This is a genomic window from Collinsella sp. SGI.184 (genome assembly GCF_050313415.1).
GTDB lineage: Bacteria > Actinomycetota > Coriobacteriia > Coriobacteriales > Coriobacteriaceae > Collinsella.
The window spans coordinates 38,167-51,335 of the sequence record NZ_JBNPLJ010000015.1; the positions used below are offsets into that span (position 1 = coordinate 38,167).

Here is a 13,169-nt window from a genome sequence, read left to right on the forward strand (position 1 = left end):
AGGGTTTATGCCTCCTGTGCGGCCTCGTTGCCCAGCTTCTGCAGCAGCGCAACCTCGGCGGCGGGATCTTCGGACTTAAATACGGCGGAGCCGGCCACCAGGACATCGGCACCGGCCTTGACGACCTCGGCAATGTTTTTGGAAGAGATGCCGCCGTCGACCTCGATCATGGGCGACACACCGTGGCGCTCGCACATGGCCTTGAGCTCGTGGAGCTTATGCAGCGTGCCCGGGATAAAGCTCTGGCCGCCAAAGCCGGGGTTCACGCTCATGAGCAGCACGATGTCGACGACCTCGATGATGCTCTCGAGCACGCAGACGGGAGTGGCGGGGTTGAGCACCACGCCTGCCTTGACACCGCGCTGCTGTAGGTGCGTGAGCGTGCGGTGCAGGTGCGTGGAGGCCTCGTAGTGAACGGTGATCATATCGGCGCCGGCGTCGGCATACCAATCGACGGTCTCGTCGGGGTTCGACACCATCAGGTGCGCGTCGACCGGCACCTTGGTGGAGCGCTTGACGGCCTTGAGGATTTCGACGCCAAAGGTGAGGTTGCCGGTAAAGTGACCGTCCATGACGTCGAAGTGCACATAGTCGGCGCCGGCGATCTTGTCGAGCTCGCCCTTGAGGTTGGCCATGTCGGCTGAGAGGACGGACGGAGCGATTTTGATGGAACCCATGGTAGTAGCCTTTCTGCGCTAGTCGGTGAGTCCGTAGAACTCTTGAGAGGGGACGCGGTCGGTAAGGATCTCGAGCGCCCTATCCAAAGTAACACCGTTGTAGAGCGTTTGCTCCACGGCAAAGGTGAGCGGAATGTCTACGCCCAGCGAACGGGCGAGCTCGCTCACGCTGCGGGCGGCGACGGCGCCCTCGACCACCATATGCGTGCGCGCCTGGTACTCGTCGAGCGATACGCCGTGGGCAAACTCGTAGCCGAAGGTGCGGTTGCGCGAATGCTCGGAGGTGCAGGTGGCAATAAGGTCGCCCATGCCGGCAAGACCCATACAGGTCATGGCCTGGCCGCCGCGGGCGTGTACCAGTCGGCTGATCTCGGCCAGGCCGCGCGTCATGATAAGGGCGAGCGTGTTGTCGCCCGCGCCGGTACCGGCGGAGATGCCGCACACGATGGCGATGACGTTTTTCATGGCGCCGCAAACCTCAACGCCGGTCATGTCCTGCGACAGGTAGATGCGGAAGGCCGTGGATAGGAGCAGGTCCTTAAAGGTCTCCCCTACCTGCGAGTCTTTGCTGGCGATGACGGCGGCGGAAAGTCCGCCGCGGCATATCTCCTCGGCATGGTTGGGGCCCGAGAGCGCCGCCACACGCGCCTCGTTGCCGATCTCGCTGGCGATGACCTCGCTCATGAGCATGCCGGACTCGGGCTCGATGCCCTTGGTAAGGCACAGGACGGGGGTGTCGGTATCGATAAACGGCGCTGCCCGATGGCACACGTCGCGCAGGTGCATGGAGGGCACGGCAAAGATGATCGCATCGGCACCGTCGAGCGCCTGGGCCAGGTCCGTCGTGGCGACAACGTTTTCCGGCAGCACGTAGTCCACCAGATAGCGCGGGTTGCGGTGCTCGCCGTTAATGCCGGCGGCCGTCTGCTCGCTGTGGGCCCACATGGTCACGCGCTCGGCTCGCGCGGCGACAAGGCCGGCGACGGCGGTTCCCCAGGAGCCGGAGCCAATCAGCGCAACATTCATGACTCTCTCCTACTTATCGTCGGGCTCGGTGACGCGCTTGGTAAACGAGAGCTTGGATTCCTTACCCGTCATGAGCTTTTTGATGTTCGCGCGATGGGCCCACACCACGGTGATGCCGATCATTGCCATACAAAACTTGAGGCCCAGGCTGCTGTACGGAAAGACCGCGCAGGCGGCAATGGGAAGACCGATGGCCGCGGCAAGCGAGCCCACCGACACATACTTGGTGATGGCGACGGCCACGATAAACATGCCCAGCAGCGAAAGTCCGATGGGCCAGTACCAGGCGAGTATGACGCCCAGCCCCACGGCAATGCCCTTGCCGCCACGGAAGTTGAGGTAGGGCGAGAATATGTGGCCCCACACGGCAGCCAGGCAAATGACGCCGAGCATCCAGTCGCCGGCGGCACCGGGAGCCATGATGCTCACCGGGAAGCCATAGCCCACGCTCGCGATGAGCGGACGCGCGATAAGGACGCAGATGGCGCCCTTCAAGCAGTCGAGCAGCAGCGTGAGCGCGGCGACCTTGGGACCGGCTACGCGCAGGGCGTTGGTGGTGCCGATGTTGCCGGAGCCCGCCTTGCGAATATCCGTGTGGTTGAACACGCGGCCCAGGATCAGGCCAAACGGAATCGCTCCGATAAAGAACGAGACCACGGCGCAGATGGCGGTCAGCAGAATCGGATTATGCATCCTTTTGCTCCTTCTTCCTAAAGAAGAGTCGAATGGGCGTGCCGGAAAAATCGAAGGTAGAGCGCATACGGTTCTCCACATAGCGCTGGTAGGTGTCGTTGACCAGGTCGCTGTGGTTGACGAAGAACGTAAACGTCGGCGGGTTGACGCCCGTTTGGGTCACGTAGTGCATGCGCAGGCGACGCTTGCCGTCCACCACGGTGTGGCCAAACTCGCGCAGGTCGGTGAGGAAGGTGTTGAGGCGCGAGGTGGTGATCTTTTGCGAGCGCGTCTTCTCGGCGGCGTCGACCATCGCCCAGATCTTCTCGACGCTGCGGCCGGTCAGGGCAGAGATGCGCAGGTACTGGGCCCAGGGAGCCATGACGCCCAGACGGCGGTCGACGGTCTCCATGCAGGCCTCGCGCTTGCGGTCGTCGTCGAGCAGATCCCACTTGTTGAGTAGAACGACGATGGCGCAGCCGCGTTCGATGGCCAAGCCCATGACCTTCTGGTCCTGCTCGGTAACGCCCACGGAGGCGTCGACGACGAGCAGTGCCACGTCAGCACGGTCGATGGCGCGCAGGCCGCGGACCATGGAGTAGTACTCGATGTTCTCGTACACGGTGCTCTTCTTGCGAATACCCGCGGTGTCGACCATGCGGTAGTGCTTGCCGTTGCGCTCCACGACGGTGTCGATGGCGTCGCGCGTCGTGCCGGCAATGTTTGACACGATAGAGCGGTCGGCGCCCAGGATACGGTTGAACAGCGAGGACTTACCGGCATTGGGGCGGCCGATGATGGCGACGTTCAGCGCGTCGGGGAACTCGTCGGCGACCTCGTCCTCTTCCTCGGGGAGCAGGGCCACGATGTCGTCGAGCAGGTCGCCCGTGCCGTGGCCGTGTAGGGCCGAGAGCGGCGTTGGCTCGCCGATGCCGAGCGAATAAAACTCCCAGATGCTGTCGTTTTCGCGATCGGGGTTGTCGAGCTTGTTCACCAGCAGAAAGACCGGCTTGTCGCAGCGCTTGAGCATGCGGGCGACCGACTCGTCCTCCTCGGTGACGCCGGTGCGGCCGTCGACCACAAATAGGATGACGGCGGCTTCCTCGGCGGCGGCGAGGGCCTGGTCGCGGATGGACGTGGCAAAGACGTCATCGCTCTTGAGCGGCTCGATGCCACCCGTGTCGACGATGGTGAACTCGCGGCCGTTCCAATCGGCCGTGTGGTAGGAGCGGTCGCGCGTTACGCCGCGGGACTCATGGACGATGGCGTCCGAGGTCTGGGCCAGGCGGTTAACGAGCGTGGACTTGCCCACGTTGGGGCGTCCGACGACGGCGACGATAGGTTTCATCTGCACTCCTTTAATGGGTAGGGTCAGTGGAATTAGTTGAGTCGGCAGGCACAATGCCAAGGATGTGCTCCAGGGTATCGAGCAGCTCATGCGGCATGGTCGACACCACATGAACCTCGGCGCCGCGAGCTTCAAGGCTTGCGAGTAAATCGTCACGATGATACTCGTCAAGGGTCATGCCGTCAGCGTTGAACATGAGTTTAGGCACAAAGAGCATAACCCCCGAGAGGTCCTGCGGCAGCTGCTCCAGAATGTCGCAGGCGACGATGAGGCCGGTCACGTCCACGTTGCCGCCAAAGTAACGGTTTTCGATAGCGGTGACGGTGCCGGCAAGGCCCCGTGGCGACTCCACAAAGCGGGCCACCGTATCGCGCGCGCTGGCGCCGGAGAGGCACAGGAGGCGCTGGTTGCGCCCGGCGATGCCAGCGCGGACGCGGGCCAGACGCTCGGCGTCGGCGGCAAGCACGTCGTCGGTCTCGTCCAGATACGAGCGAATCATACCGATGCCGTCGTAATACTGCGGGTAGCCGTCGTAAAAATCGGCCTGGGGTGGCTCGATGCCGGCGTCCAGATAGAACTCGTCGCTCATCTGGAAGGTGTGGCGGCCAAAGCGCTTGTAGGCACGATCCTGGAAGGGACGGATCATGGCAATGGTCTCGCGCGCGAGCTCAGGTTTGTCGCTGTAGGACCACGTAAAGCGGTTTTGATGCTTGGTGAAGCCCAGTGGCACAATGCCCAGGCTCGTGATCTGTTCGTGCTCCTCGCAAAAGCGTAGGGTCTTTTGCAGCTCCTCGCCGTCGTTCATGCCGGGACACAGCACAATCTGCGCGTGAATCTCGATGCCGGCGGCCATGATGGTCTCGAGCACGTCCATGCCGCGCTGGGCGTTACGGCCCATCATGCGGCGGCGGACGTCGGGGCTTACGGCATGGACCGACACGTTCATGGGACTCATATTGCGGTCGATAACGTTTTGCACGTCCTCGTCGGAAAGGTTCGTGAGCGTGACAAAGTTGCCCTGTAAAAAGCTCAGGCGGTAGTCGTCGTCACGAATGTAGAGCGTTGAGCGGCCGCCCTTGGGCAGCATGGTCATAAAGCAGAACACGCAGGCGTTCACACAGGTACGCATGCCGTCGAAGATGGGGCCGTCGAACTCAAGGCCCCAGTCCTCGCCGGGAAAACGGTCGAGCTCCACGGGGGTGACGGTGCCGTCGCGCGGGTCGAGAACCTCTAGGTCGACGGTGTCCTCGTCGGCCTCCCAGAGCCACACGATCATATCGGTCAGCTGCTCGCCGTTGACCGTGAGCACGCGCATGCCCGGCTCGATACCCACATCCCATGCGGGCGATTCGGGACGCACGTTCTTTACGAGCGCGCCCTCACCCGGCTCGGGGTCGCGGCTGCGCCCGTAATCGGCCACCTCGGCGGCGTATGCGGGTACGGTCTGGTCCATGATTAGCGACAAAGCTCCTTGATGCGCGCAACGGCGCGTTCGATGTGTTCTTGCGGAGTTGAGGCTCCGGCGGTGATGCCGATGCGGCGCGCGTTGGCAAACCATGCGGCCTCAAGCTCGGATGCTTCCTCGATGTGATGGGTGTGCTCGCAGACATCGGCACAAATCTGTGCCAGGCGGCGCGTATTGCCCGAATTTTTGCCGCCCACGACGACCATGCAGTCGCAGCGGTTGGCAAGTGCAGCGGCCGCCTGCTGGCGCTCGCTCGTGGCAGCGCAGATGGTGTTGATCACACGCAGCTCCTGCACGCGCGGGGTGATGGAGGCCACTACCTCGGCCAGGTTCTGCGCGGTTTGGGTGGTCTGCACAACCAGGCCCACCTTGCCCTTGAGCGGCAGCGCGTCCGCATCGGCGGCGCAACTCACGACCTGCGCGTCATCGCCGGCGTGGCCCAGGATGCCCTCGACCTCGGGGTGGCCCGGCTCGCCCACGACGATCACACGGTAGCCCTCGCGCACCAGGCGCTCGGCCGCCACATGGACCTTCTTCACGTAGGGGCAGGTGGCATCGACCACGGTAAGGCCGCGCTCGCAAGCGGCGTCGATTACCTTCGGCACCACGCCGTGCGCGCGAATGACCACAGTGCCCGATGCGGCGTCGTCCAAGGTGTCTGCCAGACCGACGCCTGCCTCGGCGAGCTCGCGCACCACGATGGGGTTATGGATGAGCGGACCCAGCGTGTGGACCTGAGCGCTCTCCCCTGCCTGCGGCGCGGCGGCCAGCGCCATGTCGAGCGCGCGCTGTACGCCGTAGCAGGTACCGGCATGCGCTGCGATTTCGATGGTGGGGAGGACCTCCTCAGCGGCGGTCGCGGCGGTATTCATGACGTTCTCGCCCATGGCTAGAACCTGCCGGGGTGCTCGGCGCACAGGTCGTCGCGCATGGCGTAGACGCGGCTCATGGCCTCGGACTCAAACCATGCCAGGCGCTCCTTGCGCTTGAGCTCGGCCGGTGCGTCGGAAAGCGAGATGGCCTTGCCGGCACGGATCCAGCACTTTTTGGGGCGCATGAGCTTTTTGCCCGCAGGCGTGATATCGGACCAGCCGCAGATGGCGAGCGGGTTGACGGGTGCCTTGCCCATCTGGGCAATGAGCGCAAAGCCGCCGTGGACCTCGGGCTTGATCTCGCGCGAGCGGATGCGCGTGCCCTCGGGGAAGATCAGGACGTCCTCGCCGCGCTGCAGTGCATGCTGGGCGGCGCGCAGGCACTTCATATCGGCAGTACCGCGCTCGACGGGAATACCGCCCACGCGGCTAAAGGCCCAGCGCACAATCTTGCTCTTGGCAAACTCGGACTTAAAGATGGGGCGAACGCGGCGGCCGCCAAAAAACAGCGCCGTCTCCACGGCCAGGAGCTCGGCCATCGAGGTGTGGTTGCAGATGACCACGCTGCCGCGGCCTTCCTGGCGCTCAAACAGCAGGTCGCTGTCCTCTACCTTCCAGCGCCACATGAGCTTGGAGAAGACCCACAGGATGCCCATGACCACAAAGACGGTGCCACGGATGAGCACGGGGAACTCGGCATAAGGCGCGTTGTAGTAATCCTCGGGCGTCTGCTTAAACAGGCGCATGAGCTACCTCCTTTGGTTGATGAGGTCCTCGATTATCGAGACGACCTCGTCGATGGTATGTGCGGTGGAGTCGACGTGCACGGCGTCCTCGGCGGGCACGAGCGGCGCGACCTCGCGGCTGCTGTCGAGCTTGTCGCGCTGCTTGAGGGCGTCGAGGGTCTCGTCGACCTCGGCCTCGAGCTGATCTTCGGTGGGCGGCTGGGCATCGTTTTGGTGGCGCTGCAGCACGCGGCGACGGGCGCGCTCGCGCGGGTCGGCGGTCAGAAAGACCTTGACCTGCGCGTTGGGGAACACGACGGTGCCGATGTCGCGACCCTCGGCCACGATGTCGCGGTCCTCGGCGGCGCGACGCTGATGGATGAGCATGGCCGCGCGTACGCCCGGGTAGGCCGAGACCTTGGACACGTTAGCGTCGACCTGCGGGGTGCGAATGGCAGCCGAGGCATCCGCGCCGTCGATGGTCAGGCGCGTGTCCTCGCCGGTGCCGTTGGTAAAGCGGATCTCGATCTGCTCGGCGAGGGCGTCGATGGCAGCCTCGTCGTCCAGATCGATGCCGCGGTCGAGCGCGGCGAAGGTGACGGCGCGATACATGGCGCCCGTGTCGAGCTTGTTAAAGCCCAGCTGGCGGGCGATCTCCTTGGCGATGGTGGACTTGCCGGAACCGGCGGGGCCGTCGATGGCGACGATCATGCAATGCTTCCTTTCGGTGGTTGACGTGCTGGTATGGGACGCGGGCGCTGCTTGCTGGCGGACTGGCTAGCCCGTGTAGCGCTCGCGGTAGGTGTTGCGCTTGGGCGCGGAGCCGTGGCTGCCGTGGTGGCGCGTGCGGGTCGCCGGCGCAGCGCCGCGCTTGGCGCCGGCCTGCTTGGGCGGGATGCCGCCGGCCTTGAGGATCTGCACCTCGCGGTCGGTGAGCTCGCGCCACGAGCCCTTGGCCACGTCCTTGAGCTCCAGGCCGGCAAAGTTGCAGCGGTGCAGGCGGATCACCGGGTGGTGGATCTTGCTCAGCATGCGCTTGACCTGGTTCTTGCGCCCCTCGCGGATGATGACCTCCACGGCGGTTGTACCGGGCTTCACACCCTGCGGGGCCACCGCCTCGGCCTCGCGCGCGGTAATGACGCGGCAGATCGCCGGCTGGCACAGGCCGTCGTCGAGCTCGATGCCGCGGCGCAGCGGTTCCAAGTCGCGATCGGTCAGGTGGCCGTCCACCAGCGCCTGATAGGTCTTGTAGACGTGCTTGCTGGGGTGCAGCAGGTCCTGCGACAGGTCGCCGTCGGTGGTAAAGAGCAAAAGGCCCGTGGTGTCGCGGTCCAGGCGACCCACCGGGAACAGGCCCGGAAAGCGGTCGCGCGGGACCAGGTCGGCCACGCAGGGGCGCTCCTGCGGATCGCTCATGGTGGTGAGATAGCCGGTCGGCTTGTAGAGCATCAGGTACACGGCGCCCTGGTTGAGCTTGACGGGCATGCCGTCAACCTCGATATGGTCGCGGTCCACATCGACCTTGGTGCCCAGTTCGGTCGCGACCTGGCCGTTGACGGTCACGCGGCCGGCGGTCATCAGGTCCTCCGAGCCGCGGCGGCTCGCCACGCCCGCGCGCGCCAAAAAGCGCTGCAGGCGCATGGTGTGCGGGTAGACGGGCTGGGCATCGGTCGCGGGTGCGCCCGTGGCACCGGCGACGCGCGTCTCCCCTGCCTCGTTAGTCCTCGTCATGCGTATCCTCCGCAGCGTCGTCGGTGGCAAGTGTTTCCTCGCCACCGACTGCCTCGACATCCTCAACATCGGTATCCAGCAGCTCGCGCTCTTCGTCCAGGTCCTCGACCTGCTCCTCGAGCGTAGACTGAATGCTGCGGCCGCTCAGGCGCTCGCGGATAAACTGGCGCGACTGCTCGTCGGGGGCAAACTGCTCCAGATCGGGCAGGTCGCGGGTGGAGCGCAGACCGAACTTCTCCAAAAAGGCGTTGGTCGTGCCGTAAATGATGGCCTGACCGCGCTGGGGGTCGCGACCGAGCTCGCGCACTAGACCCTTGTCAACGAGCGACGCGATGACGCCGTCGGAGTTGACGCCGCGGATGCCCTTGACCACCTCGCGCGTGACGGGCTGGTGGTAGGCGATCACAGCAAGAGTCTCGAGTGCCGCCTGCGACAGTTTTTGCGTATCCCAGCTCAGCACATAAGCTTCGACCACGTCATGGTAGGCGGGATGCGTAAACAGGCGCCAGCCGCCGGCAACCTCGCGCAGCTGAAAGCCGCGATTGGCCTCCTCGTACTCAACTTTGAGCTCGGCCAAAAGCGACGCACACTCGCCCGGGGCGATATCCAGCGCATCTGCCAGCGCGGGCGCGCTCACCGGATCGCTCGAAACCAGCAGGAGCGCCTCGAGGGCGCCTTTGAGGCTGTTTGCCTCTAGCGTGGAAAGGGTTGACATGGTTGCCGCTCCTATTCGGTGAGCTCGGGGCCCTCGCCGGGCACGTAGGCCTCGGCGCCCTCGACGCGGTTGATGCGGATGGTTCCAAAGATCTCGTCCTGGCTCAGGGTGAGCGAGCCGCGCTTGGCGAGTTCCAGCATGGCCAGGAAGGTGACGACGAGCTGCTCGGTGGTGGCGTCGCCGTCCAGCAGCTCGCGGAAGGTGCAGGTTTGGTGCGCCATGGTAAAGCGGTCGACCGAGGCCACCGTCAGGTCGAGCGGTACGCGATGCGGCGCCACGTGCTCGGCCTCCAGCAGGAAGGTCTGGCGCTTGCCGTCCAGGTCGGCGCAGATGACGGCGAGGCCGCGCAGCGTGATACCGGCCAGGTAGTCGGGCATAAGGCCCAAAAACTCGGGGTCGGGGCCGGCCACGCGCGGATGCATGCGGCTTTCGGCCTGCATGCGCGCGCCAAGGGCCGCCGCCGCGCCCTTAAACTGCTTGTAGGCGATCAGGCGCTGGATCAGGACCTCGCGCAGGGCGTCGCCGTCGAGTGCGCTGAGCTCTTCGAGGTCTTCGTCAATCTCGTCATCGTCGTCGGCTTTGCGCGGGGCCTCCTGGGGCACCAGCGAGGCGGCCTTGATGTCCAAAAGGGTTGCCGCGACCAGTAAAAAGTCGCTCGCCACGTCCAGGTCCAGCGCCTCAATACGCTCGACCTCGGCCAGGTACTGCTCGGCCACCTCGCTGATAGAGATGGCGCCGATATCAACTTTTTGGCGGGTTACCAGCTGCAGCAGCAGGTCGAACGGTCCGCTGTAGACCTGCGTCGACACGCGATACGACATCTTCGACCTCCTTTGACGGCGCCTTCGCGGCGCGGTTTGGGTGCATGTTGCGACCGTTTTGCACGGCCGACCTGTAAGTTTACCTTAGATGCCGGTGATTGCGAAGTTAAGCAGCTGCCCAGCGAGCGGATACACGGTAACGTCGAAATACCGGCCGATCACGTCGATGCCGGTCCACATGGGCAGCAGATACAGCACGATGATAAGTATGGGCATGGCGTATTGCTGCAGTTGGTAGTAGTTGGCGAGTGCCTTGCCTTTGAGAAACGGCACGATGATAGACGAGCCGTCAAGCGGCGGAATCGGGATGAGGTTAAAGAACGCAAGCGACAGGTTGACCACGATAAAGGTGGCGCCGAAGTTCATGATTTGGGACGCTACGGCAAAGGACATGCTGGTGTAGAGGTTGCCGTATGCTGCGTGCATGATGGCGGCCGCAAGGCACGCCAGTGCGATGTTCGATGCGGGGCCTGCCGCGCTCACCAAGACCTCGTCGCGCTTGGGGTGCTTGAGGTTGTTGAGGTAGACCGGCACGGGCTTGGCGAAGGCGAACACCGGGCCGCCGGCGGCGAGCATGAGCAGCGGTAGGATGATGGTGCCAAACGGGTCAATATGGTTGAGCGGGTTGAGCGAGACGCGGCCGCGCGAACGGGCCGTTTTGTCGCCGAGCGCCCAGGCCGCGGCGGCGTGTGCGCTCTCGTGGATCACGATGCCCACGATGACGGCGACGGCGCTCGCGAGCAGGTTCATGAAGTAGCTGCTGGACATGGCGCTCCCCTAGCGGACGCGGCGCGAGGCGCGCGTGAGCAGGTAGTCGGCCACAAACAGGATGACGGCCACGATGGCGTAATCCAGGCGGAACACGCCGCCAAAGGGCGATGTGATGACGCCATAGCCGGCGATGGCGGTCGGCAGCGCGCGCGAAAGCTCAACGACAAAGCCCACGATCTGCAGCTTGGCGGTAAGGCCGCTAAAGCACAGCAGCACGGTCATCGCGCTCATAAAGATGCCGCAGATGCGGCACGCGATGGCTATGATGCTCATCGCCACGGCAGCGGCCTTACGAGAGTTCACGTGCGGTCTCCTCTTCGATCTGGGTGGAAAGCTCGAGCCATTCGTCCTCGAGCTTGGGCAGCTCTTGCTTAAGCCCGTTATATTCCCCCAGGGCGGCGTTGAACTTATCCTGATCGGCATAAAGCTCTTCGCTTGCCATCAATTCCATAAGCTCGTCATAGCGGGCGCGCTTCTTGTCCAGCTCGGCCTCGATCTTCTTGAGCTGGTTGCGCACGCCCTTGAGCTTTTTGTTGAGCGCAGCGCGGGCCTGGGCCTCGGCACGCTTTTGCTCCTTGGTCTTTTTGCCCTCGGCCGGCTTGGGGGCCGCAGCGGGGGTATCGGCCTGGGCGGCGCTGGCTTTGGTGGGCTTGGTCGTGGCCGGTGTGCTTTCCCCTGCCGCCTCGGCGGCGCGGGCTGCGAGGTCCTCGCGCTTGTAGAGGTAGTAGTCGTAGTCGCCGTCATAGACCGTGACCTTGCCATCGCGGATGTCGATCACGCGGTTGGCCACGGCTCGCACCAGGTGCTCGTCGTGACTGATCAGAACAATGGTGCCGGGGAAGTTTTGTAGGGCGTTCTCGAGCATGTCCACCGAGTCGATGTCCAGGTGGTTAGTGGGCTCGTCCAGGCACAGAAGTGCCTCGGGGGCCACGAGCATCTTAGCCAGAGCCAGACGCGCCTTTTCGCCGCCGGAAAGAACGCGAACCTGCTTTTCGATAGAATCGTTGTCGCTAAACAGGAAGGCGCCCAGTAGGCTGCGCTGCTGCGGCACGGTCCACTTGGGCGTGACGGTGTCGATTTCTTGCAGGACGGTGTTGGACTCGGTCATGCCCTCGAGCGCGTGCTGGGCGTAATAGGCCACGCCCACGTTGGTACCCAGTTCGCGCGTGCCGGCAGTGGGCGGCTCCAGGCCGGCGATGATCTTCATGAGCGTGGACTTGCCGGCGCCGTTGGGGCCGACGAGCGCCACGTGCTCGCCGCGGTAGAGTTTGAGGTCGATATCGCTATAGATGTGCTTGTTGCCGTAGGACTTGGACACGCCCTCCAGGCCCACGACCATGTCGCCCGAGCGCGGCGGGTCGGGGAACTTAAAGTCGATGTGCTTATGGCCTTCGGGCAGGATGACGAGCTCCTTTTTAATCTGCTCGATCTTGCGGATGCGCTCCTGCGCCTGGGCGGCTTTGGTGGGCTTGTAGCGGAACTTGTCGACGAAGACCTGCATGTGGGCGATGTCGCGCTCCTGGGCGGCACGCTTGGCGCGCATCTGCTCCAGGTTGTCCTCGCGCTGCTTGAGGTAGCTGCTGTAGTTGCCGGTGTAGGTGGTCACGCGGCGGTTCTCGAGCGCGGCGACGTGGTCGACGCAGGCGTCCATAAAGGCGCGGTCGTGGCTGACGATGAGCACGGCGCCGTCGTAGTTGGCGATAAAGCCGCGCAACCACTGGACGCTTTCGAGGTCCAGGTGGTTGGTGGGCTCGTCCAGAAGTAGCAGGTCGGGATGACGCAGGAAGAGCTTGGCCAGCGCGATGCGCATCTGCCAGCCGCCCGAGAACTCGGAACACGGGCGCTCAAAGTCGGTGACCTTAAAGCCCAGACCGGACAGGATCTTGCGGGCGTTGCTTTCGAGCTCGTAGCCGCCCAAGTGCTCAAAGCGGTCCTGGACCTGGCCGTACTCGTTAAGGAGCGCGTCGACGTCCTTGCCCTGCTCAGAGAGCTCGGTGATCTGGGCCTGCAGCTCGTTGGCGCGCTCGCCCATGCGGCGGATTTCCTTGGCGGCGGCCATGACCTCGGCGAGGATGGTCGTGTCCTTGTGCTCCAGGTTGGTTTCCTGCTCGAGGTAGCCCACCTGACAGTCCTTGGAGTACTGGACCTGGCCGGCGTCGGGGCTGTCGATACCCATGATGATTTTGAGCATGGTGGTTTTGCCGGCGCCGTTGGGTCCCACGAGCGCAAAGCGTTCGCCGGGGTTGATCTGAAAGGACGCGCCGCTAAAGAGGACGCGCGCGCCGAAACTTTTTTCGATCTTGTCGACCAGGAGGATCATGGTGCCGCCTTTGACCTTGTGTGCCT

General features: G+C 64.2%; 14 protein-coding genes. All 14 read right to left on the minus strand.

Annotated elements, in window-relative coordinates; genetic code table 11:
• Positions 1-5: 5 nt before the first annotated feature.
• Positions 6-677 carry a ribulose-phosphate 3-epimerase gene (gene rpe, locus ACQRAJ_RS06275; RefSeq protein WP_427748047.1) on the minus strand — a complete coding sequence of 224 codons (672 nt, stop codon included), beginning with the start codon at positions 675-677 and terminating at the stop codon, positions 6-8.
• 18 nt (positions 678-695) lie between these two features.
• A complete protein-coding gene (locus ACQRAJ_RS06280) occupies positions 696-1,703 on the minus strand; it encodes an NAD(P)H-dependent glycerol-3-phosphate dehydrogenase (RefSeq protein WP_427748048.1) in 1,008 nt (335 codons plus the stop codon).
• A gap of 9 nt (positions 1,704-1,712) precedes the next feature.
• On the minus strand, positions 1,713-2,396 hold the full coding sequence (plsY, locus tag ACQRAJ_RS06285) for a glycerol-3-phosphate 1-O-acyltransferase PlsY (RefSeq protein WP_427748049.1): 684 nt from the start codon (positions 2,394-2,396) through the stop codon (positions 1,713-1,715).
• Complete coding sequence (gene der, locus ACQRAJ_RS06290) at positions 2,389-3,723, minus strand: ribosome biogenesis GTPase Der (RefSeq protein ID WP_427748050.1); 1,335 nt, start codon at positions 3,721-3,723, stop codon at positions 2,389-2,391. The genes plsY and der overlap by 8 nt, the downstream gene beginning before the upstream one ends.
• Before the next feature lie 10 nt (positions 3,724-3,733).
• Positions 3,734-5,176, minus strand: coding sequence for a DUF512 domain-containing protein (locus ACQRAJ_RS06295; protein WP_427748051.1), 1,443 nt, complete (start codon positions 5,174-5,176; stop codon positions 3,734-3,736).
• Between the two features lie 2 nt (positions 5,177-5,178).
• The gene (gene ispH / locus ACQRAJ_RS06300) at positions 5,179-6,075 is read right to left on the minus strand and encodes a 4-hydroxy-3-methylbut-2-enyl diphosphate reductase (RefSeq protein ID WP_427748052.1); all 897 of its coding nucleotides are present in this window, start codon (positions 6,073-6,075) and stop codon (positions 5,179-5,181) included.
• 2 nt (positions 6,076-6,077) lie between these two features.
• Positions 6,078-6,806, minus strand: coding sequence for a lysophospholipid acyltransferase family protein (locus ACQRAJ_RS06305; RefSeq protein WP_427748053.1), 729 nt, complete (start codon positions 6,804-6,806; stop codon positions 6,078-6,080).
• Positions 6,807-6,809: 3 nt separating this feature from the next.
• Positions 6,810-7,496 (minus strand): (d)CMP kinase, encoded by a 687-nt coding sequence (gene cmk, locus ACQRAJ_RS06310; protein ID WP_427748054.1) that lies wholly within the window; start codon positions 7,494-7,496, stop codon positions 6,810-6,812.
• Positions 7,497-7,562: 66 nt separating this feature from the next.
• Entirely contained in the window at positions 7,563-8,516 is a 954-nt protein-coding gene (locus ACQRAJ_RS06315) for a pseudouridine synthase (protein WP_427726738.1), read from the minus strand.
• Positions 8,503-9,231 carry an SMC-Scp complex subunit ScpB gene (gene scpB, locus ACQRAJ_RS06320; RefSeq protein WP_427748055.1) on the minus strand — a complete coding sequence of 243 codons (729 nt, stop codon included), beginning with the start codon at positions 9,229-9,231 and terminating at the stop codon, positions 8,503-8,505. The genes ACQRAJ_RS06315 and scpB overlap by 14 nt, the downstream gene beginning before the upstream one ends.
• Positions 9,232-9,242: 11 nt before the next feature.
• Positions 9,243-10,052 (minus strand): segregation and condensation protein A, encoded by an 810-nt coding sequence (locus tag ACQRAJ_RS06325; protein WP_427748056.1) that lies wholly within the window; start codon positions 10,050-10,052, stop codon positions 9,243-9,245.
• An 84-nt stretch (positions 10,053-10,136) separates the two neighbouring features.
• Positions 10,137-10,820: a site-2 protease family protein gene (locus tag ACQRAJ_RS06330; RefSeq protein WP_427748057.1), complete on the minus strand. Its 684-nt coding sequence runs from the start codon at positions 10,818-10,820 to the stop codon at positions 10,137-10,139.
• Positions 10,821-10,829: 9 nt separating this feature from the next.
• Positions 10,830-11,126 carry a hypothetical protein gene (locus ACQRAJ_RS06335; RefSeq protein ID WP_370450603.1) on the minus strand — a complete coding sequence of 99 codons (297 nt, stop codon included), beginning with the start codon at positions 11,124-11,126 and terminating at the stop codon, positions 10,830-10,832.
• Positions 11,113-13,143, minus strand: coding sequence for an ABC-F family ATP-binding cassette domain-containing protein (locus ACQRAJ_RS06340; protein ID WP_427748059.1), 2,031 nt, complete (start codon positions 13,141-13,143; stop codon positions 11,113-11,115). The genes ACQRAJ_RS06335 and ACQRAJ_RS06340 overlap by 14 nt, the downstream gene beginning before the upstream one ends.
• Positions 13,144-13,169 lie beyond the last annotated feature (26 nt).